The organism is Dendronalium phyllosphericum CENA369, from assembly GCF_016056275.1.
In the GTDB taxonomy this organism is placed as follows: Bacteria; Cyanobacteriota; Cyanobacteriia; order Cyanobacteriales; family Nostocaceae; genus Dendronalium; species Dendronalium phyllosphericum.
In genome coordinates this window covers 24,198-46,648 of record NZ_JAECZA010000232.1, presented here as the reverse complement: position 1 = coordinate 46,648, position 22,451 = coordinate 24,198, and the positions used below count along the sequence as shown (strand labels likewise).

Here is a 22,451-nt window from a genome sequence, read left to right as displayed (position 1 = left end):
TTACTTATGGGGCATTATTTCCATGAGTAAAGCTAAATATTTACTACTACTCTGAAAAAACTTAAAGCAGCTTTTGAACAGCACCACTGAACTGCTCGTAAGCAGAAACTCCTATGATACTTTCTACTAAGTTTCCATCTTTGAAAAATAAAACTGCTGGAATACTACGAAGACCAAATCTTTTAAAAACTGGTTTATTGTTATCAATGTCTATCTTAACAACCTTAACACTATCTTGAAATTCTTCAGCGAGTCGATCCATCAGCGGACTTACAAGGCGACAGGGGCCACACCAACTAGCAGTAAAATCAACAACAACAACTTTCTCTTTGCTTAAGAGAGCATCAAATCCACTTTCTTCAACGTAAGCAACTGTATCAGTAGACATTATTTAATTTTCCAGTGTAAAACGAAACTTTTCGTAAAAAACTAACTATATAAACTATACTCCCTTTTGAGCATTGAATTTACCGATTGCTATAGTGAAAAATCCTTTTTAAAGTCAAATATCCAAAGATGCAGATACATAAAAATCTCAAAATAAATCAGATGAGGATTGTGACCCCACCTGATTTGAAGTTACTGAATTAACATCACTAAAGTATTCAGACCCTTGGACTATTTCTATTCAGATATTTTCGGTTTCCTAAACCAGAAATCATCTAGGATTAATGTGCCGTCTTGTTCCCCATCCTGGATTGACAATAGCGGCTAAATCTTCTTCAGACAATTTGTCAATCTCATTATTTAGTTCTTCGATAGTGAATTTATAGCCGCGTTCTTGAGCAATCTTAATAAAACCTTCTGGGTTAGCTGTTGCTTTGAGTTTTTCCTGTAGTGCTTGATCTTTTTTTACAGCTTGAAAAAGTCGGGCAGCATTTTCTTGTGTCATGACAGTCTGTCTCCCGTTTCAAATATCAGGTTTGAATGCAGAAATTTGACTCCTGCGAATTCACCAAATTCAATCAAGAATTTTTAGATATATAGTTTTGATTTTAAAACAAACCAGAAAAATGTGTGGATTACGACAAAAAAGTATAACTTCTAGGGTGATAATGTACTATTTCGTAAAGTTAAGTTTTAAGACAGTAGCAATATTTAGTTAAAATAGATTGATTCTATTGCGAATAGTCCGTTTAAGCTCTCGTTGATGAAAAATAAAATATCTCAGGACTATTCCACAGTGCGCACCTTTGTGATTATCTTGCAAGCGCTCATTTTAATCAGCTTGATGAAAATTACAGTAATCTTTACGAAGAATCGTAGCTAAACTAAAGACGAGCTACGATTCTAAGTGTTAGTTAAGCAGGAATTAACACTGTATCAATGACATGGATTACACCATTATCAGCAGCAACATCTGGTGTTGCAACAGAAGCATCATTTATCTTGACACCATTAGAAGCGTCAATTTTCACTTCCGATCCTTCAACAGTAGTAGCTGATTTCAGCTTCACTACGTCAGCAGCTAACACTTTACCTGAAACAACGTGATAAGTGAGGATCTTCTTTAGCTTAGGAATGTCCTTCAGTAATGCATCTACCGTACCTGCTGGAAGTTTAGCAAATGCTTCATCTGTAGGCGCAAAAACAGTGAATGGACCCTCACCTTTGAGGGTATCAACTAGCCCGGCTGCCTTGACAGCAGCAACTAAAGTGTTAAAGGAGCCAGCATTTACAGCGGTATCAACAATGTCAGCCATGTGTTTTGATTAATTTCTGTAGATTTCGTAACAAATGTAAACTTTCTTCACATTAAACGGTATCTGTCTTTAGACATATGCTTCATCAAAACAACTGTAAATAGCAAAAACACTGGTATTGCTTATAGCATTTTTTACCAGTGTTATAAATAAAAATCTTTACCTTCGTGGATAGGTATAGTTTTTAGCTATGGTTTGTCTGTCATCTCATAAAATCTCTATGGGCAGCTACAAGCATCTGTGCTTGCCTTAAAACGTTGCCAAATAAATAAGTGGGAATCTGCCAAGCTGCAACGGTAACTTCTTTAGTGAGATCCTGTACGCTAATTGCGATTAATTCATGCTCTAGCGGCTCTCCTTCAACTGCACCAGACCAAGTAAAAGCTAACAAGAAATCATCGTATCCAGGTAGAGATGCAACTAGGCATTCTTCTGGCGTTGCTTGGCAATTAATCCCGTATTCATTTGCCAGTGCTATTAGTTTTTGGAAGTTCTTTAAATTCGTCATTTGTCTTTTGCTTTACATCAACAACGGTTACTATCAAATTTTTTTAACTTGTGAAGATTTAAATGTTTGCTTGGGTTGAAAGTTCTTAAGTTTTTATCAAAGTTGATGCATAAATTTTAGTGCGAATGCTTTAATGTCATTAGCAACAATTGCTACCGTTCTATAAAAGTTTGATTACCTACTTTTTTGGGGATGAAAGAGATGAGAAGGAAGACAAGGAGATATGAAAGATAATTCTTTACTTCTGACTTGAAAAAGGGTGTAGGAAATATTACTTTTTCATGCATGGTGATGAAAATTTTTTCATCGGGACTGCCTTCTACCTCCTGACTTGTGAGAACTGACTACGTAGCAAGCTTTTAGTTGACAGTTATAGTCTAAACTCTGTTATTTTTGCCACAGGTATATCACACAAATCTCTCATGCAGATGTTTTTGCGGAATCAGAAATAATACTGATGTAGCGATAATTGCAGCATCCCAGTTGACTTTTTATTTTGGCTAGTACACAGAGCAAATCTGAAAGTAGGGGAGAAATTATTCAATTCAGAGACGCGAAATTTTACTCTTGTACAATTGCTGTTGTTTACTCTGGACTTAAAGATTGCTATATTTGCCTTTCGCAATCTTGCTATTTCTTCAAAAGGAATTCAAATGTCAAATTTTGAGCTAGTACTGAAGCTGTTGCTCCAGTTAACAGTTATTTTAGTAGCTTGTCGGTTGGTAACTTTTGTTGGACGACGCTATCTTGGGCAAACCGATGTAGTTTGCGAAATGATTGCTGGTGTGATGTTAGGCCCGTCATTGTTTGGCTTAATCGCCCCCGAACTACAGCAATGGCTGTTTCCCAAGGCTGCTATTTTGCTTGCCACAGGAGCAAAGATTCCTAATCCATCAATGTCAATTCTCTTTGCCGTCAGCCAAATTGGCTTAGTAATTTATATGTTCTTGATTGGCTTAGAGTTCAATACCGATTTGATTAAGCAGCGAATCAAGAGTGCAGGTTTAGTTTCTGGGGCGGGCATACTTGCACCATTTACTTTAGGTGCGGCTGCGTCTTTTTTATTGTATGGCAAAGCTGAACTCTTTAAAGAAGGGGTGACTCCTTGGGCAGCAGCTTTATATCTCGGTGCTTCTATGTCGATTACGGCGTTTCCGATGTTAGCCCGAATGCTGTACGAGCGGGGTATTGCTAAAACTCGTTTTGGAACTTTGGCATTAGCAGCAGGTTCCATAGATGATGCAACTGCATGGTGTTTGCTGGCTATTGTGCTAGCAAGTCTGAAAGCCAATGCAAGTATTGCTGCTCTGGCGATTGGTGGTGGTATTGGCTACGTGCTACTTTCAGTTTTTGTGGGACGTTCGGCATTGAGCATTTTCACTCGGATGACAAAACGTGATGGTGGCGTTAGTATTCAAACTCTGACTTTAGTATTAATTGTTTTGATGTTCTGTTCCTGGTTAACCGATGCAGCAGGTATATATGCAGTGTTTGGGGCATTTATTTTGGGTACAGCAATGCCACGCGGCGAATTTGCAGAGCAAGTACGCGATCGCACTGAATATTTGACTACTTCATTTTTACTGCCAATATTTTTTGTCTTCTCTGGACTTAACACTCAAATCGGACTAGTTAACACACCTGCTTTGTGGGCGATCGCGCTCTTAATTGTGGTAATAGCTATTCTAGGTAAAGGCATTGCTTGCATGTTAGCAGCAAGATTGGCAGGAGAAAATTGGCGAGAATCAGCAACTATTGGCGCTCTCATGAATGCTCGTGGTTTGATGGAGTTAATTATCCTGAACATTGGTCTTGAACAAGGTGTAATCACCCCAACTTTATTCACTATCATGGTTATCATGGCAATTGTTACAACGCTCATGGCATCACCGATAGTCGCCTTTTTATTGCAAGGTACAACCTATGCCAAACCCTCCACTTAAGGGGTTTCAAACTAAAAAAATATCCCATCGCTTTGGTGAGCAGAGGGAGCAGGGGGAACAGGGGAGGAAGAATCTTACAATTATCTTCGCTCTTACAATTGAATAATTTAACTTCTGGAAGTCCCGAAGCAAATTTAAACAAAAGCTGGAGAGTTAATAACCTAATATTTATTACTTATAACTTAAGTAAGTATTTACAAATTTACTTTGGTTCCAACTGCTGATTTATCGTAGTAGCGTTTTAGTGCTACTACAAATTCTATTTTTAAGAGCTATCAAGTAGAAAGGCAGAAGTAAAAACCCCAGCACAAGCAGTATTATCTGGTGAAAATTTTACATATAATTACCTTCAAGAACTTGTCTATTTAAATTGATATTGCCAATTCGTCAGTTATTATTGCGTTGAGCTAATCGTCATTTATTTTTCCAGATAATTCGCTTTTAATTCAGAGCTTTAGCCCTAGTTATATACAATTTGCATATTCGTTAGCTTATCTCTTCAATTCTTAATCATTTATTTGAGAATAATGCAAAGATGTTGTAACAACAATTAACATCACGACTAAAACAAGTCTGGGGTGTAAAGATAAAGGATAAAGCGAGAATTTCACGATATATGCTTCGACTGCAAGTAGTGTAAAAAATCAGATTTTGTGATATTCATATCCCATCCCTTATAGATGGAGTAATTTCATACTAGATACTTCACAACGGTATATGTTTCAATTGCAAATGCTGTAAAAATCAGATTTTGTAGTATTCACATACCTTTGTAGTTGAAGTAATTTCCCACTTTGTCTTACCTTTCCAGAAGTTGCCCAAAGGGTGTCTACATCCTTCAGCCTTGAGAAAGAAGATAGTCACTATTGAGGAAACTATGCAAACAGTTATTCTTGTTCTGGTTGAAGTGCTGATTGTTATTGGACTGTCACGGCTAGTAGGATTAGTATTCAAGTCAATTAAGCAACCGTTGGTCATTGGTGAGATTGTTGCTGGGATTATGCTCGGCCCTTCTTTATTTGGTTTAGTTGCTCCCCATCTAGCAGCTACCCTATTTCCACCAGAAACTATTCCTTTTTTAAATGTTTTGTCTCAGGTGGGACTGATATTTTTCATGTTTTTGATTGGACTAGAGCTAAATCCCAAATATCTCAACAATCAACTAGAAGTAGCAGTTTTAACTTCTCACGTCAGCATTTTAGTACCGTTTTCTTTAGGAACATTGCTAGCGCTGCTGCTTTATCCTCTGGTTTCCAATGCTAGTGTATCGTTTACCGCCTTTGCCCTCTTTTTAGGGGCGGCGATGTCAATTACAGCATTTCCAGTACTAGCTCGGATTATTACCGAGAACAATTTGCAAGGCACGCGCTTAGGGACATTAGCGCTAACTTGTGCAGCTGTGGATGATGTGACAGCTTGGTGCTTGCTAGCAGTAGCGATCGCAGTGGCAAAAGGAGGCGGTATTGCTCATGCATTTCCTACCATTATCGAAAGCTTAGTTTACATTGTTTTCATCCTGACGGTGGGTCGTTGGTTTCTGCAACGCTTAGAGCGTCACTACCAGCGTACCAAACGCCTCAGCCAATTATTAATAGCTTTAATTTACATGGGAGTGGTCGCTTCCGCCCTGATTACCGAAGTTATTGGTATTCATCTGATTTTTGGGGCATTTTTATTAGGCGCAGCTATGCCCAAAAATGCAGACTTAGTTAGAGAATTAGCAGAAAAAACAGAAGATTTTGTACTGGTATTTTTGCTGCCAGTGTTTTTTGCCTACAGTGGTTTGCGAACGCAAATTGGCTTGCTCAACCGTCCTAGTTTGTGGCTATTGTGTGCATTGGTTTTAGCAGTAGCGATCGCTGGCAAGTATATTGGCACTTATGTAGCAGCTCGCGTTAGTGGTATTAATAACCGCGAAGCCTCGGCATTAGGTTGGTTAATGAATACTCGCGGTTTGACCGAGCTGATTGTACTCAATATTGGTCTGGAGTTAGGAGTCATTTCACCTTTGATGTTCACCATGCTGGTGATTATGGCATTAGTAACAACATTTATGACCTCGCCACTGTTGGAATGGACATATCCGAAAAGGCTAATCAAGTTAGATGTAGTTGAAGCAGAAACGCAGGAGCAAACAAGTGAAGGCAACGAATCTTACCACCCTTACCGAATTTTAGTGCCAGTAGCTAATCCAAGCAGCCAAAAAGGTTTGCTACAGTTGGCAGCAGCCATTGGTTTTAACAACCAACAACCTGCCGTTGTCAATCCTTTGAGTTTGATTGAATTAGAAGAAGACTATGCTTTTGAGAGTACCCCAGTTGAGGCTAATAGATTAATTGCCCAGCGTCGCCAGCAGTTAGAAGACCTGATTAGCACTTTAGAACCAGTAATCGCCCAACAGTACGTTCATCCCATAGTTCGCATATCAAACAATGTTGCCAGAGAAACTGCACAGATCGCCAAAATCGATCGACCCGATTTAATTCTTGTAGGATGGCATCGCCCAGCATTTAGTAACAATCGCTTAGGCGGACGAGTCGGGCAAATTCTCAGTACAGCACCAGTAGATGTAGCAGTTTTCATCGACCGGGGAGGGGAAAGATTAGAAAATTTATTAGTTCCTTACTCAGCAAATACCCATGATGATTTGGCACTGATACTCGCTCTCAGACTGCTAGTTAATCGTGATACCCGCACTTTGCAGATTTTACAAGCGATCGCAGAAAAACCCATCCAGGATGAATTGAGTTATGAATTGCAGGAAATAATTAGGCAATTGCCAACTAATGTACGCGATCGCATTGAAATCAAGATTGTCGAAGCCTCAGAGCCAATCCAAACTGTAATTGCAGCCTCAGAAAATGTTGACCTCACTATTGCTGGTACTAGCCGCGCTTGGGGTATTGAACGCCAAACTTTAGGACGCTACACAGATGCACTAGCCATCCAATGCCGCTCCTCACTGCTGATTACCCGCCGCTACAGTCAAGTTAAGTCTCACCTCGCTTCCATAGTTTCTGAGGTTAGCAATTCAGAATCAATACTTAGCAACTGAAACAATGAATCATTTCAACTTCAAATCCTTAGCTTTCTACGGAGTAGCAATAGGTTCAGTTTTACTATTGTTTAAAGCTGTCACGGCTTATGGAGAAAACAATCTCAAAGCTCCAGCGACAATTAAGGGTCGTTATCGCCTGACGCTAGCTGAAAATTTTCCAAATTGTGCAAAATCAGATTCTCCGATTTTAGACATTCAGCAATCAGGTGTTTACTTGAATGTCTCTTTATTACCAGCAAACGCCAACGCAGACACAGAGGAACAACATTCCCTCACAGGTATCTTCAAAAATCAACACTCAACTTTATCTGGAAAAGTTGACAGCCATATTCTTTGTCATATCTCTGACACCCCAGGCGATCGTAACAAATTAGTCACAATCAAAATGCAACTGGTAGATCGAGGTAAGATGACTGGTCAACTGACCGTCAATGGCATTTCTCAAACCTTAGGATTTACAGGAATGCTACAGCAAGCCCAAGAGGAATCACAGAAGTCAAAAAGCCACTAAAAGTACTAAGTGCTGAGTTAGGAGCTAAGAAGAGGATAGGAAAGGAAGCTGGAGAGGCAGGGGAAGCAGAGGAGCAGAGGAGCAGGGGGAGATAACTCTTGTACAGACGCGATTAATCGCGTCTCTACTCAGCATTTTGCTATATAAGGAATACAAATAATGTACAAAAAACTAAAAACTAGGCAATTTTTTCAATGCAGCAAGCAGTTATTGCGCTTTAGCTTGTTTGGTTTTTATACAACAATTGCCCTAGAAACTAGTATTAGTATTGCTGCGCCAGTAGCAAAGCTAAATGATTGGCGTTTTTCTCCAGAAGCTCTGCAACTGGAAATTATACTCTCAGCAGGTGCAGTTCCTCGGTATTTTTACCTTTCCCAACCGGCTCGTCTAGTTGTAGATTTGCCAGATACTAAGTTAGGTCATGTTCCCACTCAAAAAAATTATTCGGGAGCAATCCAAAGAATTCGTGTTTCTCAATTAAATGCCACTGTCACTCGCATTGTTCTGGATTTGGCAGCAGGAACATCTATAGATCCCAAGCAGATACAACTAAAACCCGTGTCTAGAAAAAACTCCACTCGCTGGGTGTTACGTCATTTGATTTCTAGCTCTAGTCGTTCCTCTACACAACCGGGAAACTCCCAGCCTTCGCCCAACAACCCACAGCCAAATCCTGATAACTACTATCCACAACTACCTACTAACACACCTCCAAGCTGGAACTACCCACAAACAAGCAATCCAGCCCCAAGTAATTACCTTCAGTTGCCCAGCACGCTACCTGCAACTACTAACCAGCAACCCTTTGTGACTGTACCGCCCCTCGCTCCTAGCAGTTCCTCTCAACTACCTAGTTCTATTCTTCCTCCACCTGCTTTCCCCTATCAACCTAGTAATTTTCCAAACACTCCTCCGACCACAAGTCCTGATTTCCCTATCCCAACAATTCCTAATAACTATCCAACTCCTAAAGAGCAAAATGTTGAGGTGATTGAGTTTGGTCAACCTCTTCCTAAGCATTAATCTTAGATGCAATTTTGAGAACTACCTGCAAGTTCTGCATCTAGAATCTATCTGTTTCCTGAGACGGTGCAACAGCTCCAGGTTGAGACATAAAGAAGTTTTGAGCGGCTTCGTTTTGGTAAATACACCTAATATCAGGTTTTTCGCTGTCCAAGTTACCTGTAAAGCCAAAAGTATTTAGGCGATTCTTACATTCATTGACCTGTTGAGATGTTACAAGCTTGCGTTGCTCTAAAAGTGCCCAGTTATTTTGACGGAGAACACATCCAGGTCGCATACTTGGTTGAGCAACGTAGACATTGAAAGGGTTGAGAGTTACAAACAATCTCGCATCCATTACCATGGCGCTAGCCCCATATTGCACGCAAATTTCCGGGTTTGGTGCTTTAGTATCAATGAATTCACGGGAAGCTACATTTGATGGGCTTAACGTAGTTGTAGAACTAAAAGCAATGCCTATTCCAATTCCCAGAATAAGTACTCCTGCCAAAATAGCAATGGTGGTGAAGTTAAACAAAGGGGATTGGAAAGCAGAAGGTTTAGAAGTAGTAGCCGATCTACCAGTAGATTTACGTCTCATTTTTGCTGGATCGCTTTCATGCCTAAGAAAGTAGGGAGTGGTTTAACCTGTCCCTCTTTCAGTATGCCGAGTCTTGACTGTAATTGCCTGCAAGTTTCTAAAAATATTTTATTTAAATCACAAAAGTAGCAAAGTTTATCATCTCAGATTTAGTCATGCGATCGCTTCTTGTTTTTAGGTTAACGATCGCTTGAGTTTGCCATCAAGGCGATCGCTACTTTGACTTAATTAAGCTGCGATCGCCTTGATTTTTAGCCAACTATCCAGCTTGATAACTGGCTGAGAATGTCTTGGTTAGAGGTTGCCAACGAAAAGCGCGATCGCCACCCCTTTCAACGACCACCTTGACTCGTGGTTCCAAACTCGGCAAAGTTGCTAAAAACTCAACTTCTTGATCGGAAAGAATATGGCCTTCAATTATCCACAAAACCAGCCCCTTTGACTTTGGTGGTAATTGTTCTAATTGATAAGTAACAAGTGGTGGCAAATAGTATACGTAGCCTACTGCTGCGCCACTACCAGTACTTTTTTTTCCGAGATGCGGCGGTCTGACTCCATGAACTCCTGTCAGATAGGCAGCCACGTCGCCCAATCCCCTAGCAGTAATATGAAGAGTAGTATAGCCAGCAGCACGCAACCTGCGTTGATAACGACCTTCAAAACCTCCTTCTAAAGGAACGTACACACCAACAGAGCCAAATTTTTCCAGATCGCGAATTAAACCATTGCCAGTGGTAATTAGTGCCATAGATTTTTGTCCTATCCCACCTAGATATCTCTATTATTTACCGTCGAGCGAAAGATTAAGTTAGATAAACTTCATCCTTTAGTTTATCTGTACCGCGTCAAACCTAAAAATCAATCTCTAAATTCCTGGACAAAGATAAAGAAATGATTTATATTGTTAGATTGTGACCAAACGTGCATTTTCGACTACCTAATGACTGCGATTCTGAACTAGTGTTGGCTAAAGGCTGACGGCTCAATTTAAAAGAGTCTAAACTAGTGCAAACTAGCAGGAGACTGGTAAACTAGAAAAGCTTTCCGGTCAACTTAGGAGCCGACGGCTAGAAAAAAACTCCAGCCAATCCTCAGCTCCATATTTTTGCTCCTGTAGCCCACCCGAACAAACTAAGCAAAACCTCAAACTATAGTTTGAGATGTTTAGTAAAGTAGAAACTGAGCGATAATGTTGGTTTCATGACATTATGTTGGTCTCAGTTAACGGATACTGGGCGGTAAAATCCGCTTAAGTCCCACTACCAGCAAGGCGATCGCCTGCCACTTGTAAAGGTCGTCGGGAAAGCCGGCGAACGCAGTGGCTTTTTAGTTGGGAAACCAACCAAAAGCGATACCTCCAGAAAGTGCCATAGCAATTGCTTGGACGAAAGCATTGCTGCACAAAGCGCAAAGCTCTAAAGCATTGCCTTGATTCTAGAAGTTATTTCTTTCCGTAGGGAAGGCGCTTGTGTCTGTTCTGGCGATCGAGTGACGTTAAAGTAACCGAATTCACCAAACAGTGAGGGCATTAATTGTGTTCGGGAGAAGTTGGAACAACTTCTGGAGGCTCGTCCGTCCTCAACCGTGATTTACACAGTGGTCTTACAAAGTTCGATTCCAAGGTCAGCAAGTAGATAAGGAGAACCAGTTACTGTGTCTGTAGGTATTCTCGGCACCAAGCTGGGCATGACCCAAGTATTTGATGAAGCAGGAGTAGCGATTCCTGTAACTGTCATTCAAGCGGGTCCGTGCACTGTTACACAAGTTAAAACGAAACAGACTGATGGTTACGCCGCCATTCAAGTTGGTTTTGGTGAAGTCAAGCCAAAGGCGTTAAATAGACCATTGTTGGGTCACTTGGCCAAATCATCTGCCCCAGCATTACGTCACTTAAATGAGTATCACACAGATAGCTCTAGCGATTATGCTTTAGGTCAAGAGATTAAAGCAGATATTTTTAGTGCAGGTCAAATTGTAGACGTAGTCGGTACAAGTATCGGTCGCGGTTTTGCTGGCAACCAAAAGCGTAATAATTTTGGTCGCGGTCCCATGTCACATGGTTCCAAAAACCATAGAGCGCCTGGTTCCATCGGTGCTGGTACAACACCAGGTCGTGTTTATCCAGGAAAACGGATGGCAGGGCGTTTGGGTGGTAAGCGCGTCACAATTCGCAAGTTGATTGTGGTGCGAGTTGATGCAGAACGCAACTTATTGCTCATTAAGGGAGCTATTCCTGGTAAACCAGGAGCATTAGTGAATATTCTGCCTGCAAAGCGAGTTGGGAAGTAGTCATGAGTCATGAGTCATGAGTCATTAGTCATTAGCTAAGGACAAATGACAAAAGACAAATGACAAAAGACAAATGACAAAGGACAAATGACGAGATGGTAGAGAGTGTAGTTAAAAATTGGCAAGGAGAACAAGTCGGGCAGGCGACGCTCGAATTGCGAGTTGCCAAAGAAGAAACGGCCGCTCATATTGTTCACCGAGCTTTAGTAAGACAACAAACTAATGCTCGCCAAGGCACAGCCAGTACAAAAACTCGTGCCGAAGTCAGAGGTGGCGGTCGCAAACCTTGGCGGCAAAAAGGTACTGGTCGCGCTCGTGCGGGGTCTATTCGTTCGCCACTGTGGCGTGGTGGTGGTGTAATTTTTGGGCCAAAGCCTAGAGAATTCAACTTAAAGTTAAACCGCAAAGAGCGACGTTTAGCACTGCGGACAGCACTAGTCAGCCGTATCGACGACTTGATAGTAGTAGAAGAATTTAGCAACGAGCTAACCCGCCCAAAAACCAAAGAATTGATCGCAGCACTAGCTCGTTGGGGCGCAGAACCAGAAAATAAAATACTGTTAATTTTGTCTGAGATTGCGGAGAACATTCATTTGTCAGCCCGCAACGTAGAAAATTTAAAACTCATAGCAGCGAACCAATTAAATGTTTATGATTTGCTGCACGCTGACAAAATTATAGTTACAGCATCAGCCTTAGAAAAAATTCAGGAGGTCTACAGTGCCTAACTTCGACCCCCGCGACCTTCCTGACTTAGTGCGTCGCCCAATTGTTACAGAGAAGGCGACCATCCTGATGGAGCAGAACAAATACACTTTTGAAGTGACTCCAAAGGCAACTAAGCCACAAATCAAAGCGGCAATTGAAGACTTGTTTCAAGTCAAGGTCGTAAAAATAAATACAGCCTTACCACCACGTAAAAAGCGGCGAGTTGGTAAGTTTATCGGTTTCAAGCCTCAATACAAGCGGGCCATTGTCACCGTCGCACCTGGGGACGAAGAAAAGATCAGACAAGTTCTATTCCCAGAAGTCTAAAAAAGTTGAGAGTTATGAGTTAAGAGTTACTACACTCAGCACTCAGCACTCAGCAACGCCACTTGCTCCACTTAGGGAGACCCCAAGACCCTAAAGGGTTCGGCAGTTACTCCACTTGGGGAAACCCCAAGACCGTACTGCTTCACCGCAGTGGCTCCTCAGCACTCAGCACTCAGCAAGCACTTAAAACTATGGGTACTCGTTCTTATCGCCCTTATACCCCCAGTACTCGCCAAGTTACGATCTCCGACTTTTCCGAAATCACCAAAACGGAGCCGGAAAAATCGCTAACGAAGTACGTACATCGTCCCAAAGGTCGCAACAATCAAGGGCGGATAACCAGCCGTCGTCGGGGTGGCGGACACAAACAACTTTATCGGATTATTGATTTTAAAAGAGATAAGCGTAGTATTCCTGCCACAGTTGCAGCGATTGAATACGATCCCAACCGTAACGCTCGGATTGCGCTTTTACATTACGAAGATGGCGAAAAGCGCTATATCCTTCAGCCCAACGGATTGAAAGTTGGTACAAGAATTATTGCTGGGCCTGAGTCTCCTATAGAAGATGGCAATGCGTTACCACTCTCGAATATTCCTTTAGGTACGAGCGTTCACAACGTAGAACTGACTCCTGGAAAAGGCGCTCAAATTGTGCGTTCAGCTGGTGCGACAGCGCAAGTTGTCGCAAAAGAAGGTAATTATGTGACCCTCAAGCTGCCTTCAGGAGAAGTTCGGCTGATTCGCCGAGAATGCTATGCCACCATTGGGCAAGTAGGCAACACCGATGCTAGAAACCTGAGTGCAGGTAAAGCAGGGCGCAATCGCTGGAAGGGTCGCCGTCCCAAGGTTAGAGGTAGCGTAATGAACCCTGTTGACCACCCCCACGGCGGTGGTGAAGGTAGAGCGCCTATCGGTAGGTCTGGGCCTGTAACACCTTGGGGTAAACCAACTTTGGGTGCGAAGACCCGCAAACCCAAAAAAGCCAGCAGTAAATTGATTGTGCGCCGTCGTCGCAAATCATCTAAACGCGGTCGTGGTGGTCGTGAATCTTAAAAAGTTATGAGTAGCGAGTAACCAGTGCTGAGTGGAATTTTTAAACTCAACACTTGAAACTCAAGACTCAAAACTTCAAACTCAAAACTCAGCACTCAGAACTCAGCACTAAAAAATATGGGTCGTTCTCTAAAAAAAGGTCCTTTCGTTGCCGATCATTTACTCAGCAAGATTGAAAAGCTGAACGATCGAAACGAAAAACAAGTTATCAAAACTTGGTCGAGAGCATCGACAATTTTGCCCCTGATGGTAGGTCATACGATCGCCGTTCATAACGGAAGACAACACGTTCCAGTTTTTATCAACGAGCAGATGGTAGGACACAAGTTAGGTGAGTTTGCCCCGACACGCACTTATAGGGGTCATGGTAAAAGTGACAAAAAAGCGGGTAGGTAAGTTGTCAGTTGTCAGTTGTTAGTTGTTTATTGCTACTGACAATTGACCGCTGACCGCTGACAAAATTGGAGAAAATTATGGCTGTTGATACTAATGAAGTAAAAGCGATCGCCCGTTTTATACGCATGTCTCCCTTTAAAGTGCGGCGCGTACTCGACCAAATTCGAGGGCGGTCATACCGAGAAGCGCTAATCATCCTGGAATTTATGCCCTATAGGGCTACCGATCCAGTATTGAAACTTCTAAGAAGTGCTGCGGCCAATGCCGAGCATAACGCTGGATTAGACCGGACTCAACTGATAATTACCCAAGCATACGCAGATCAAGGTCCAGTACTAAAACGGTTCCAACCTAGAGCGCAGGGAAGAGCTTATCAGATTCGCAAGCCGACATGTCATATTACTTTAGCCGTTGCTGCTAATCCCGATGCTGAATAAGCATCCTGACATGAGAAATCGGGTAAAGTAAGAAATTTTAGAGGAAGTATTTAGTGGGACAGAAAATTCATCCAGTTGGTTTTCGTCTGGGTATTACACAAGAACATCAATCTCGTTGGTTTGCCGTTCCTGACCGCTATCCAGAACTTCTCCAAGAAGACCACAAACTCCGTAAATACATAGAACAAAAGTTAGGCAGACTCGCTCAAAACAACGCCGGAATTTCCGAAGTCAGGATTGAGCGCAAAGCAGACCAAATAGACCTAGAAGTTCGCACGGCTCGCCCCGGTGTAGTAGTAGGTCGTGGTGGGCAAGGCATCGAAGCATTGCGTACCGGACTCCAAGAACTTTTGGGCAGCAATCGCCAAATTCGTATCAACGTAGTTGAAGTCCAACGAGTTGACGCTGATGCTTATTTAATTGCCGAGTACATCGCTCAACAATTGGAACGCCGCGTCTCCTTCCGACGGGTAGTAAGGCAAGCAATTCAGCGTGCCCAACGCGCCGGTATCCAAGGTATTAAAATCCAAGTCAGCGGTCGGCTCAACGGTGCAGAAATTGCTCGTACAGAATGGACGCGTGAAGGTAGAGTACCTCTACACACCTTAAGAGCAGATATTGACTACTCTTACTGTACGGCTAAGACAGTTTACGGCATTCTGGGGATCAAAGTTTGGGTGTTTAAGGGAGAAATTATCCCCGGACAGGAAGAAACTCCACCTCCACCAGCAGCACGCGAACGCGAGCGCGAACCCCGTCGCCGTCAACAACAGCGCCGTCGCCAGCAATTTGAAGATCGCTCAAATGAAGGGTAATAAGGACTGGGGACTGGAGACTGGGTACTGGGTAAAATTGCACCCAATCCCCAATCCCTAATCCCCAATCCCTAATCCCCAATCCCTAATCCCCAGTACCTAGTCATGTTAAGTCCTAGAAGAACGAAATTCCGCAAGCAACAGCGCGGACGGATGGAAGGTCTAGCCTTCCGTGGCAGTACCCTCAACTTTGGTGATTTTGCACTCCAAGCTCAAGAACCAGCTTGGATTACCTCTCGTCAAATTGAGGCTTCTCGTCGGGCAATGACCCGTTATATTCGTAGGGGCGGACAAATCTGGATTCGGGTTTTCCCTGACAAACCCGTAACTATGCGCCCCGCTGAAACCCGGATGGGTTCCGGTAAAGGTTCGCCAGAATTTTGGGTAGCAGTAGTCAAGCCTGGAAGAATTTTGTTTGAAATCGCTGGCGTTTCCGAAGAAATCGCCCGTGAAGCTATGCGCTTGGCTTCATTTAAGCTGCCAATCAAAACCAAGTTTATTGTGCGCTCTCAGCCACAGGAGCAGGAGTAGGTTATGCCTCTTCCCAAGATTTCAGAAGCTAGAGAATTAAGTGACGACAAATTGGCTCAGGAAATTGTCGCCATTAAAAGACAACTATTTCAGTTGCGCTTGCAAAAAGCCACAAGACAGCTAGAAAAGCCCCACCAGTTCCGACACGCCCGCCATCGCCTAGCCCAATTATTGACAGTAGAGGCAGAACGCAAACGGGCAGCAAGTCAACCGCCTCAAGAAGAAAAGTAGGAGATTATGGCAATCAAAGAACGAGTTGGCTTGGTAGTGAGCAACAAAATGCAAAAAACGGTAGTAGTTGCCGTAGAAAACCGCGCTCCCCATCCCAAGTACGGCAAGATTGTAGTTCAAACTCGGCGCTATAAAGCTCACGATGAAGAAAATCAGTGCAAAGTGGGCGATCGCGTGCGAATTCAGGAAACCAGACCCCTGAGCAAAACCAAGCGCTGGCAAGTCACAGAAGTCCTGAACGCCAAAACTACAACTTAATGGTTGTTAATTAAGTAACAACTTCACAAGGGAGATTAATTGTGATTCAACCCCAAACTTACCTGAATGTCGCGGATAATAGCGGTGCGCGTAAACTCATGTGCATCCGCGTTTTAGGCGCGGGCAACAGTCGTTATGGTTTTATCGGCGACAAAATAATTGCCGTTGTCAAAGATGCCATTCCTAACATGGCAGTCAAAAAGTCTGATGTTGTGGAAGCGGTGATTGTTCGCACTCGCCACAATATCCGTCGCGACAGCGGTATGACTATTCGCTTTGACGATAACGCTGCTGTAATTATCAACAAAGATGGTAACCCCAGAGGCACGCGGGTCTTCGGCCCAGTTGCACGGGAACTGCGCGACAAAAACTTCACCAAAATTGTTTCTCTGGCTCCGGAGGTGCTGTAATGGCAAACCAAAAGCCGAAAGTATTCTACAAAATGCACGTCAAAACTGGCGATACAGTGCAAGTAATTGCAGGCAAAGACAAAGGTAAAGTTGGTGAAGTGATTAAAGCACTACCCCAACTGAGTAAAGTTGTTGTTAAAGGTGTAAACATTAAAACCAAGCACGTTAAACCCCAGCAAGAAGGGGAATCGGGACGAATTGTCACTCAAGAAGCTCCTATCCATAGCTCTAATGTGATGCTTTATTCCACCAAACAAAACGTTGCTAGTCGAATTTGCTATACCTTTACAGCAGAAGGGAAAAAAGTCAGAAAACTCAAGAAAACTGGCGAAATCCTCGATAAATAGCGGACAGTGAAGAGTTAAGTATTAAATTTGACTTATAACTCATAACTGATAACTTTGTCCCCTGACCAAGACCAGGGAGAATCAAAACAAAAACTATGGCGACTACAAGACTCAAAAACTTATACCAAGAGACAATCGTCCCCAAGCTGACTAATCAGTTTCAATATACCAACATTCATCAAGTACCGAAGTTGGTGAAAGTTACTATTAATAGAGGATTGGGGGAAGCGGCTCAAAATGCCAAGGCGCTGGAAGCGTCTTTAAATGAAATTGCCCTGATTACCGGTCAAAAACCAGTAGTGACGCGGGCAAAAAAGGCGATCGCTGGCTTCAAAATTCGTCAAGGTATGCCTGTGGGCATTATGGTGACTCTTAGAGGCGAGAGGATGTATGCCTTTCTCGACCGACTAGTTAGCTTGGCACTGCCTAGAATCCGGGACTTTCGCGGCGTTAGCCCTAAAAGCTTTGACGGTCGCGGCAACTATACTCTAGGTGTGAGAGAACAACTAATTTTTCCAGAAGTCGAGTACGACAGCATCGATCAAATCCGTGGTCTGGATATTTCCATCATCACCACAGCGAAAAATGACGAAGAGGGCCGCGCCTTACTTAAGGAATTGGGAATGCCCTTTCGCGATCAATAAGTTCATCTAAAGAGGGAACGATGGCGGCTAACGACACAATTGCAGATATGCTGACGCGCATCCGCAATGCTAATTTGGCAAGGCATCAAACTACACAAGTGCCAGCCACAAAAATGACACGTAGTATTGCCAAAGTACTGCGGGAGGAAGGTTTTATTTCTGAATTTGAGGAAGCAGGAGAAGGAATAAAGCGGAATCTGGTGATTTCCCTGAAATATAAGGGTAAAAATCGTCAGCCTCTGATTACCACCTTAAAGCGAATTAGTAAACCTGGTTTGCGCGTGTATTCCAACAGAAAAGAATTACCAAGGGTACTAGGTGGCATTGGCATTGCCATTATTTCTACATCCAGTGGCATCATGACAGACCGCGAAGCACGTCGTCAGAACTTGGGTGGTGAAGTACTTTGCTACGTTTGGTAATTATTAGTCATTAGTCATTAGTAAAGACTACTGACAACTGACAAATGACAAAGGATAAAAGTCATGTCTCGTATTGGTAAACGTCCAATTACTATTCCCGCTAAAGTACAAGTAACGATTGATGGCACAAAGGTAATTGTGAAAGGGCCTAAGGGGGAACTTTCTCGCAATCTACCAGTAAATGTCACAGTCTCTCAAGAAGGGGAAACATTACAAGTAACCCGTCGGGATGAATCTCGTACCTCCCGCCAACTGCACGGTTTAAGCCGGACTTTAGTTGCCAATATGGTCGAGGGAGTTTCCCAAGGTTTTCAACGCCGTTTGGAAATCCAAGGTGTGGGCTATCGGGCACAAGTTCAAGGTCGTAACCTAGTTTTGAACATGGGTTATAGCCATCAGGTGCAAATTGCTCCACCAGATGGAATTCAGTTTGCAGTGGAAGGAACTACTAACGTTATTGTCAGCGGCTATGACAAAGAAATAGTCGGCAACACAGCGGCTAAAATTCGTGATGTTCGTCCGCCAGAGCCTTACAAAGGTAAAGGTATTCGCTATGCAGGCGAAGTGGTAAGACGCAAAGCTGGTAAGACTGGTAAGAGTGGTAAGAAGTAAAAATGAAACTTACTCGTAAAGAATCAAAACAGCGTCGTCATCGACGTATCCGTGGCAAAGTTCACGGTTCTTCAGAACGCCCACGTTTAGCCGTATTTCGCTCTAACGAGCATATTTACGCTCAAGTAATTGATGATACTAAGCATCATACTTTAGTGGCAGCATCAAGTGTAGAACCTGAATTGAAATCTAGTTTAGCTTCCGGAGCTAACTGCGAAGCATCATCGCAAGTCGGCAAATTACTTGCCGCGCGATCGCTAGAAAAAGGCATCACCCAAGTAGTATTCGATCGCGGTGGTAACTTATATCATGGTCGTGTCAAAGCGCTAGCTGAGGCCGCACGCGAGGCTGGTTTAGATTTCTAAATCGGTCAGTGGTCAATAGTCAGTAGCAACTGACAACTGACAACTGACAACTGACAACTGACTAATAGAGAGCATTAATTATGGCAACTGGTCGTCGTAAAGCTAATCGCGCAAAAAAAGAAGAAACCAACTGGCAAGAGCGAGTCATCCAGATCCGACGAGTCAGCAAGGTCGTTAAAGGAGGTAAAAAACTCAGCTTCCGAGCAATTGTGGTCGTCGGTAACGAACGCGGTCAAGTTGGTGTCGGAGTAGGCAAAGCCTCAGATGTCATCGGTGCTGTGAAAAAAGGCGTAGCTGATGGCAAAAAACATCTAATCGACATCCCAATCACCAAATCCAACTCGATTCCCCATCCCATTGATGGCATTGGTGGCGGTGCTAAGGTGATTATGCGTCCTGCCGCACCCGGTACTGGAGTAATTGCTGGCGGTGCTGTCCGGACTGTATTGGAGTTAGCCGGAGTTCGTAACGTCTTAGCTAAACAACTCGGTTCCAATAATCCACTTAATAATGCTAGAGCCGCAGTTAACGCCTTATCTACACTGCGTACTTTTGCTGAAGTCGCTGAAGATCGCGGCATTGCTATTGAAAATCTCTACATCATCTAAGTCATTGGTCATTAGTCATCAGTTAAAAAACACTGACAACTGACCCTTACGGGTGACGCTCCTACGTCGCTAACGCTTCGCTAACGCCAGTCGCTTATGGGGGAAACCCCCAAGACCGCGCTAGCTCACAACTCACAACTGACAATTTTTAGCTTATGAGACTCAACGATGTTAAGCCCCAAAAAGGCTCAAAAAAGCGCCGCCGCCGTGTAGCGAGAGGGATTTCCGCCGGACAAGGTGCTAGTGCTGGTTTGGGTATGAGAGGTCAAAAATCTCGTTCTGGTAGCAGTACTCGACCGGGTTTTGAAGGAGGTCAACAGCCGTTGTACCGTCGTCTACCCAAACTGAAGGGCTTTCCGATTGTGAATCGGAAGAATTACACTACGATTAATGTAGAGAAGCTAGCTTCTCTTCCTGCCAATACAGAAGTAAATTTGACCTCTTTGAAAACAGCAGGAATTCTGACTGCCGTCAAAGGGCCATTGAAAATTTTAGGTAATGGCGAATTAAATGTGCCTCTTAAGGTACAAGCAGCAGCTTTTACGGGTCAAGCTCGTAGCAAAATTGAGGCAGCTGGTGGAAGTTGTGAAGTTTTATAAAGAATGAAGGATGAAGGATAAAGGATGAACAATTTAGACTTCACATTCTATACTTCAAACTTTGGACTTCACACTTCAGACTTCATACTCCAAAGGTAGCACTCTATGATCAGTCGAGATAAAGCCCCAACGGCTCAAGAAACTTTTATGCAGATGGCACAAGCAGCTGGACTCAGAGGTAGGCTGCTTGTCACCGTCGGTATTTTAATTTTGGTGCGTCTGGGCATCTTTCTGCCCGTACCCGGTATTAATAGAGAGCGGTTTCACGAAGCTATTTCGGGCAATAATTCCATATTTGGTTTATTAGATATATTTTCTGGGCGAGGACTTTCGACTTTGGGAGTCTTTGCTTTGGGAATTTTGCCCTTCATTAATGCGTCCATTATCATCCAATTACTAACCGCTGCAATTCCATCTTTAGAAAATTTACAGAAAAACGAAGGCGAAGCAGGTCGGCGGAAAATCTCCCAAATTACACGTTATGTGACTGTAGGTTGGGCAATTGTTCAAAGTACAGCTTTTTCAGCTTTATTCTTGCAGCAATTTGCTTTAACTCCAGGTCCGCTATTTGTAGCTGAAACTGCGATCGCCTTGACTGCCGGTTCAATGTTCGTCATGTGGGCATCGGAACTGATCACAGAACGCGGTATTGGTAACGGAGCATCATTGCTGATTTTTGTCAACATTGTCGCTTCATTACCCAAATCATTAGGCGATACCATTGATTTGGTGCAAGTTGGCGGCAGAGAAATAATTGGTCGCGTGATTGTGCTGGTGCTGGTATTCCTGGCAACGATTGTTGGTATTGTCTTTGTTCAAGAAGGCATTCGCCGCATCCCAATTATTTCAGCCCGTCGCCAAGTTGGTCGGCGAGTTTTAGCAGAACAGCGTAGCTATCTACCACTGCGGCTCAATTCCGGCGGTGTAATGCCGATTATTTTTGCAGCAGCCATCCTGAGTTTGCCACTTTTAATCGCCAATTTCACCAAAAACCCGGAAATAGCAAATATTGTCAACACTTACTTGAGTCCTGGTGGTTCTGCACCTTGGGCTTATGCCTTGGTTTACTTAACCTCAATTGTTTTCTTCAGCTACTTCTATTCTTCATTGATTGTCAATCCAGTAGATGTAGCGCAGAACTTGAAGAAAATGGGTTCTAGTATTCCGGGTATCCGTCCAGGTAAGGCGACTAGTGAGTATATAGAACGGGTGATCAATCGACTTACTTTTTTAGGTGCTATCTTTTTGGGCTTTGTTGCTATTATCCCCACCGCTGTCGAAAGTTCTTTGGGAGTGCCAACCTTTAAAGGATTGGGTGCTACCTCTTTACTAATTTTGGTCGGTGTGGCGATTGATACAGCCAAACAAGTTCAAACTTATGTTATTTCTCAGCGCTATGAAGGAATGGTGAAACAATAGTGACGCGATTAATCTTCTTGGGGCCGCCTGGATCTGGTAAAGGAACTCAATCTCAAACTTTGGCTGAAAACCTACATATCCCCCATATTTCCACAGGTGAAATATTAAGGCAAGCCATGAAAGAGCAAACTCCGTTGGGAATCAAAGCTCAAAACTATGTAGATAGCGGCGAGTTAGTTCCAGACCAGCTCGTACAGGATTTGGTTCAGGAGCGTCTTAACCAGCCAGATGCCCAATCTGGTTGGATTTTGGATGGTTTTCCTCGCAAAGTGACACAAGCAGTTTTTCTAGAAGAACTGCTGGAAAAAATCCATCAAAGTGGCGAAAAGGTAGTTAATTTGGATGCGCCAGATGAAGTTGTGGTAGCACGTTTACTGGCTAGGGGACGAAAAGATGATAGCGAAGAAGTGATTCGTCGTCGTCTAGAAGTTTACCGCACGGAAACCGCTCCTTTAATAGATTACTACCGCGATCGCCAAAAGCTCCTAACTGTTAACGGCGACCAACCCCAAGAAGAAGTAACTAGCGAACTTCACAAGGTAATCGCTTGAGAAGAAAGGATTCGGGAGTAGTGAAGATTCACTACTTCCTACCTGACAGGAAGTAGATCGATTTTAGCTAAGATATATTAAGAAACTGTTGATATATTTTT

The 22,451-nt window shown here is 43.2% G+C and carries 31 protein-coding genes; 24 read left to right on the top strand and 7 right to left on the bottom strand.

Annotated features, from left to right (window positions below; all coding sequences use genetic code 11):
• Positions 1-61: 61 nt before the first annotated feature.
• The 4 genes from trxA to I8752_RS26710 form a co-directional block, all read right to left on the bottom strand.
• Positions 62-388 carry a thioredoxin gene (trxA, locus tag I8752_RS26725; protein WP_214435253.1) on the bottom strand — a complete coding sequence of 109 codons (327 nt, stop codon included), beginning with the start codon at positions 386-388 and terminating at the stop codon, positions 62-64.
• A 270-nt stretch (positions 389-658) separates the two neighbouring features.
• Positions 659-892, bottom strand: coding sequence for a Nif11-like leader peptide family natural product precursor (locus I8752_RS26720; protein WP_214435252.1), 234 nt, complete (start codon positions 890-892; stop codon positions 659-661).
• A gap of 409 nt (positions 893-1,301) precedes the next feature.
• Complete coding sequence (locus tag I8752_RS26715; RefSeq protein WP_214435251.1) at positions 1,302-1,703, bottom strand: fasciclin domain-containing protein; 402 nt, start codon at positions 1,701-1,703, stop codon at positions 1,302-1,304.
• A 202-nt stretch (positions 1,704-1,905) separates the two neighbouring features.
• The gene (locus I8752_RS26710) at positions 1,906-2,211 is read right to left on the bottom strand and encodes a hypothetical protein (protein ID WP_214435250.1); all 306 of its coding nucleotides are present in this window, start codon (positions 2,209-2,211) and stop codon (positions 1,906-1,908) included.
• A gap of 653 nt (positions 2,212-2,864) precedes the next feature.
• Between I8752_RS26710 and I8752_RS26705 the strand changes: the two genes are divergently transcribed.
• The 4 genes from I8752_RS26705 to I8752_RS26690 all read left to right on the top strand — a co-directional run bounded on the left by I8752_RS26705 (position 2,865) and on the right by I8752_RS26690 (position 8,746).
• Positions 2,865-4,154 (top strand): cation:proton antiporter, encoded by a 1,290-nt coding sequence (locus I8752_RS26705; RefSeq protein WP_214435249.1) that lies wholly within the window; start codon positions 2,865-2,867, stop codon positions 4,152-4,154.
• 877 nt (positions 4,155-5,031) lie between these two features.
• Positions 5,032-7,209, top strand: coding sequence for a cation:proton antiporter (locus I8752_RS26700; protein ID WP_214435248.1), 2,178 nt, complete (start codon positions 5,032-5,034; stop codon positions 7,207-7,209).
• A gap of 4 nt (positions 7,210-7,213) precedes the next feature.
• On the top strand, positions 7,214-7,723 hold the full coding sequence (locus I8752_RS26695) for a hypothetical protein (RefSeq protein ID WP_214435247.1): 510 nt from the start codon (positions 7,214-7,216) through the stop codon (positions 7,721-7,723).
• Positions 7,724-7,882: 159 nt separating this feature from the next.
• Positions 7,883-8,746, top strand: coding sequence for an AMIN domain-containing protein (locus tag I8752_RS26690; protein WP_214435246.1), 864 nt, complete (start codon positions 7,883-7,885; stop codon positions 8,744-8,746).
• 40 nt (positions 8,747-8,786) lie between these two features.
• Here I8752_RS26690 and I8752_RS26685 read toward each other — a convergent pair whose 3' ends face one another.
• The 3 genes from I8752_RS26685 to I8752_RS26675 form a co-directional block, all read right to left on the bottom strand.
• Positions 8,787-9,326, bottom strand: a complete 540-nt coding sequence (locus I8752_RS26685) for a DUF3172 domain-containing protein (RefSeq protein WP_214435245.1) — start codon at positions 9,324-9,326, stop codon at positions 8,787-8,789.
• A 259-nt stretch (positions 9,327-9,585) separates the two neighbouring features.
• Positions 9,586-10,074 carry an NAD(P)H-quinone oxidoreductase subunit N gene (ndhN, locus tag I8752_RS26680; protein WP_214435244.1) on the bottom strand — a complete coding sequence of 163 codons (489 nt, stop codon included), beginning with the start codon at positions 10,072-10,074 and terminating at the stop codon, positions 9,586-9,588.
• 501 nt (positions 10,075-10,575) lie between these two features.
• Positions 10,576-10,728 (bottom strand): hypothetical protein, encoded by a 153-nt coding sequence (locus tag I8752_RS26675; protein WP_214435243.1) that lies wholly within the window; start codon positions 10,726-10,728, stop codon positions 10,576-10,578.
• 251 nt (positions 10,729-10,979) lie between these two features.
• Here I8752_RS26675 and rplC point away from each other — a divergent pair, with 251 nt between their 5' ends.
• From rplC to I8752_RS26575, 20 genes are all read left to right on the top strand, one after another.
• Positions 10,980-11,615 carry a 50S ribosomal protein L3 gene (rplC, locus tag I8752_RS26670; protein WP_214435242.1) on the top strand — a complete coding sequence of 212 codons (636 nt, stop codon included), beginning with the start codon at positions 10,980-10,982 and terminating at the stop codon, positions 11,613-11,615.
• 95 nt (positions 11,616-11,710) lie between these two features.
• Positions 11,711-12,343, top strand: a complete 633-nt coding sequence (gene rplD, locus I8752_RS26665) for a 50S ribosomal protein L4 (protein WP_214435241.1) — start codon at positions 11,711-11,713, stop codon at positions 12,341-12,343.
• Positions 12,336-12,650, top strand: a complete 315-nt coding sequence (locus I8752_RS26660) for a 50S ribosomal protein L23 (protein ID WP_214435240.1) — start codon at positions 12,336-12,338, stop codon at positions 12,648-12,650. The genes rplD and I8752_RS26660 overlap by 8 nt, the downstream gene beginning before the upstream one ends.
• A 191-nt stretch (positions 12,651-12,841) precedes the next feature.
• The gene (gene rplB, locus I8752_RS26655; protein WP_214435239.1) at positions 12,842-13,705 is read left to right on the top strand and encodes a 50S ribosomal protein L2; all 864 of its coding nucleotides are present in this window, start codon (positions 12,842-12,844) and stop codon (positions 13,703-13,705) included.
• A 117-nt stretch (positions 13,706-13,822) separates the two neighbouring features.
• Entirely contained in the window at positions 13,823-14,101 is a 279-nt protein-coding gene (gene rpsS / locus I8752_RS26650; protein WP_214435238.1) for a 30S ribosomal protein S19, read from the top strand.
• 77 nt (positions 14,102-14,178) lie between these two features.
• Positions 14,179-14,538: a 50S ribosomal protein L22 gene (gene rplV / locus I8752_RS26645; RefSeq protein ID WP_214435237.1), complete on the top strand. Its 360-nt coding sequence runs from the start codon at positions 14,179-14,181 to the stop codon at positions 14,536-14,538.
• Positions 14,539-14,591: 53 nt separating this feature from the next.
• Positions 14,592-15,353, top strand: a complete 762-nt coding sequence (rpsC, locus tag I8752_RS26640; protein WP_214435236.1) for a 30S ribosomal protein S3 — start codon at positions 14,592-14,594, stop codon at positions 15,351-15,353.
• Positions 15,354-15,458: 105 nt separating this feature from the next.
• Complete coding sequence (gene rplP / locus I8752_RS26635; RefSeq protein WP_214435235.1) at positions 15,459-15,884, top strand: 50S ribosomal protein L16; 426 nt, start codon at positions 15,459-15,461, stop codon at positions 15,882-15,884.
• Between the two features lie 3 nt (positions 15,885-15,887).
• Complete coding sequence (gene rpmC / locus I8752_RS26630; RefSeq protein ID WP_214435234.1) at positions 15,888-16,115, top strand: 50S ribosomal protein L29; 228 nt, start codon at positions 15,888-15,890, stop codon at positions 16,113-16,115.
• Positions 16,116-16,121: 6 nt separating this feature from the next.
• Entirely contained in the window at positions 16,122-16,373 is a 252-nt protein-coding gene (gene rpsQ, locus I8752_RS26625) for a 30S ribosomal protein S17 (protein ID WP_214435233.1), read from the top strand.
• Positions 16,374-16,414: 41 nt separating this feature from the next.
• On the top strand, positions 16,415-16,783 hold the full coding sequence (rplN, locus tag I8752_RS26620; RefSeq protein WP_193896007.1) for a 50S ribosomal protein L14: 369 nt from the start codon (positions 16,415-16,417) through the stop codon (positions 16,781-16,783).
• Positions 16,783-17,130, top strand: coding sequence for a 50S ribosomal protein L24 (gene rplX / locus I8752_RS26615; protein WP_214435232.1), 348 nt, complete (start codon positions 16,783-16,785; stop codon positions 17,128-17,130). The genes rplN and rplX overlap by 1 nt, the downstream gene beginning before the upstream one ends.
• 95 nt (positions 17,131-17,225) lie before the next feature.
• Positions 17,226-17,774 carry a 50S ribosomal protein L5 gene (rplE, locus tag I8752_RS26610; RefSeq protein ID WP_214435231.1) on the top strand — a complete coding sequence of 183 codons (549 nt, stop codon included), beginning with the start codon at positions 17,226-17,228 and terminating at the stop codon, positions 17,772-17,774.
• A 20-nt stretch (positions 17,775-17,794) separates the two neighbouring features.
• The gene (rpsH, locus tag I8752_RS26605) at positions 17,795-18,196 is read left to right on the top strand and encodes a 30S ribosomal protein S8 (RefSeq protein ID WP_214435230.1); all 402 of its coding nucleotides are present in this window, start codon (positions 17,795-17,797) and stop codon (positions 18,194-18,196) included.
• Positions 18,197-18,259: 63 nt separating this feature from the next.
• Positions 18,260-18,808 carry a 50S ribosomal protein L6 gene (rplF, locus tag I8752_RS26600; protein ID WP_214435229.1) on the top strand — a complete coding sequence of 183 codons (549 nt, stop codon included), beginning with the start codon at positions 18,260-18,262 and terminating at the stop codon, positions 18,806-18,808.
• A 2-nt stretch (positions 18,809-18,810) separates the two neighbouring features.
• The gene (gene rplR, locus I8752_RS26595; RefSeq protein ID WP_214435228.1) at positions 18,811-19,173 is read left to right on the top strand and encodes a 50S ribosomal protein L18; all 363 of its coding nucleotides are present in this window, start codon (positions 18,811-18,813) and stop codon (positions 19,171-19,173) included.
• 80 nt (positions 19,174-19,253) lie between these two features.
• Complete coding sequence (gene rpsE / locus I8752_RS26590) at positions 19,254-19,781, top strand: 30S ribosomal protein S5 (RefSeq protein ID WP_214435227.1); 528 nt, start codon at positions 19,254-19,256, stop codon at positions 19,779-19,781.
• Positions 19,782-19,936: 155 nt separating this feature from the next.
• Positions 19,937-20,380, top strand: a complete 444-nt coding sequence (rplO, locus tag I8752_RS26585) for a 50S ribosomal protein L15 (protein WP_214435226.1) — start codon at positions 19,937-19,939, stop codon at positions 20,378-20,380.
• A gap of 105 nt (positions 20,381-20,485) precedes the next feature.
• Positions 20,486-21,799: a preprotein translocase subunit SecY gene (secY, locus tag I8752_RS26580; protein WP_214435225.1), complete on the top strand. Its 1,314-nt coding sequence runs from the start codon at positions 20,486-20,488 to the stop codon at positions 21,797-21,799.
• The gene (locus I8752_RS26575; protein WP_214435224.1) at positions 21,799-22,350 is read left to right on the top strand and encodes an adenylate kinase; all 552 of its coding nucleotides are present in this window, start codon (positions 21,799-21,801) and stop codon (positions 22,348-22,350) included. Before secY ends, I8752_RS26575 begins: the two co-directional genes overlap by 1 nt.
• Positions 22,351-22,451 lie beyond the last annotated feature (101 nt).

Bases quoted from the DNA above. Each gene is read 5' to 3' on its own strand.
- ndhN (WP_214435244.1), bottom strand. From the start codon at position 10,074: ATGGCACTAATTACCACTGGCAATGGTTTAATTCGCGATCTGGAAAAA.
- I8752_RS26720 (WP_214435252.1), bottom strand. From the start codon at position 892: ATGACACAAGAAAATGCTGCCCGACTTTTTCAAGCTGTAAAAAAAGAT.
- I8752_RS26690 (WP_214435246.1), top strand. From the start codon at position 7,883: ATGTACAAAAAACTAAAAACTAGGCAATTTTTTCAATGCAGCAAGCAG.
- I8752_RS26705 (WP_214435249.1), top strand. From the start codon at position 2,865: ATGTCAAATTTTGAGCTAGTACTGAAGCTGTTGCTCCAGTTAACAGTT.
- I8752_RS26710 (WP_214435250.1), bottom strand. From the start codon at position 2,211: ATGACGAATTTAAAGAACTTCCAAAAACTAATAGCACTGGCAAATGAA.
- rplD (WP_214435241.1), top strand. From the start codon at position 11,711: ATGGTAGAGAGTGTAGTTAAAAATTGGCAAGGAGAACAAGTCGGGCAG.
- I8752_RS26700 (WP_214435248.1), top strand. From the start codon at position 5,032: ATGCAAACAGTTATTCTTGTTCTGGTTGAAGTGCTGATTGTTATTGGA.
- rplB (WP_214435239.1), top strand. From the start codon at position 12,842: ATGGGTACTCGTTCTTATCGCCCTTATACCCCCAGTACTCGCCAAGTT.
- rplE (WP_214435231.1), top strand. From the start codon at position 17,226: ATGGCGACTACAAGACTCAAAAACTTATACCAAGAGACAATCGTCCCC.
- rpsS (WP_214435238.1), top strand. From the start codon at position 13,823: ATGGGTCGTTCTCTAAAAAAAGGTCCTTTCGTTGCCGATCATTTACTC.
- I8752_RS26695 (WP_214435247.1), top strand. From the start codon at position 7,214: ATGAATCATTTCAACTTCAAATCCTTAGCTTTCTACGGAGTAGCAATA.
- rplV (WP_214435237.1), top strand. From the start codon at position 14,179: ATGGCTGTTGATACTAATGAAGTAAAAGCGATCGCCCGTTTTATACGC.
- rpsH (WP_214435230.1), top strand. From the start codon at position 17,795: ATGGCGGCTAACGACACAATTGCAGATATGCTGACGCGCATCCGCAAT.
- rplO (WP_214435226.1), top strand. From the start codon at position 19,937: ATGAGACTCAACGATGTTAAGCCCCAAAAAGGCTCAAAAAAGCGCCGC.
- rplF (WP_214435229.1), top strand. From the start codon at position 18,260: ATGTCTCGTATTGGTAAACGTCCAATTACTATTCCCGCTAAAGTACAA.
- I8752_RS26715 (WP_214435251.1), bottom strand. From the start codon at position 1,703: ATGGCTGACATTGTTGATACCGCTGTAAATGCTGGCTCCTTTAACACT.
- rplP (WP_214435235.1), top strand. From the start codon at position 15,459: ATGTTAAGTCCTAGAAGAACGAAATTCCGCAAGCAACAGCGCGGACGG.
- rplX (WP_214435232.1), top strand. From the start codon at position 16,783: ATGGCAAACCAAAAGCCGAAAGTATTCTACAAAATGCACGTCAAAACT.
- rpsE (WP_214435227.1), top strand. From the start codon at position 19,254: ATGGCAACTGGTCGTCGTAAAGCTAATCGCGCAAAAAAAGAAGAAACC.
- rplR (WP_214435228.1), top strand. From the start codon at position 18,811: ATGAAACTTACTCGTAAAGAATCAAAACAGCGTCGTCATCGACGTATC.
- I8752_RS26685 (WP_214435245.1), bottom strand. From the start codon at position 9,326: ATGAGACGTAAATCTACTGGTAGATCGGCTACTACTTCTAAACCTTCT.
- secY (WP_214435225.1), top strand. From the start codon at position 20,486: ATGATCAGTCGAGATAAAGCCCCAACGGCTCAAGAAACTTTTATGCAG.
- trxA (WP_214435253.1), bottom strand. From the start codon at position 388: ATGTCTACTGATACAGTTGCTTACGTTGAAGAAAGTGGATTTGATGCT.
- rpmC (WP_214435234.1), top strand. From the start codon at position 15,888: ATGCCTCTTCCCAAGATTTCAGAAGCTAGAGAATTAAGTGACGACAAA.
- rpsQ (WP_214435233.1), top strand. From the start codon at position 16,122: ATGGCAATCAAAGAACGAGTTGGCTTGGTAGTGAGCAACAAAATGCAA.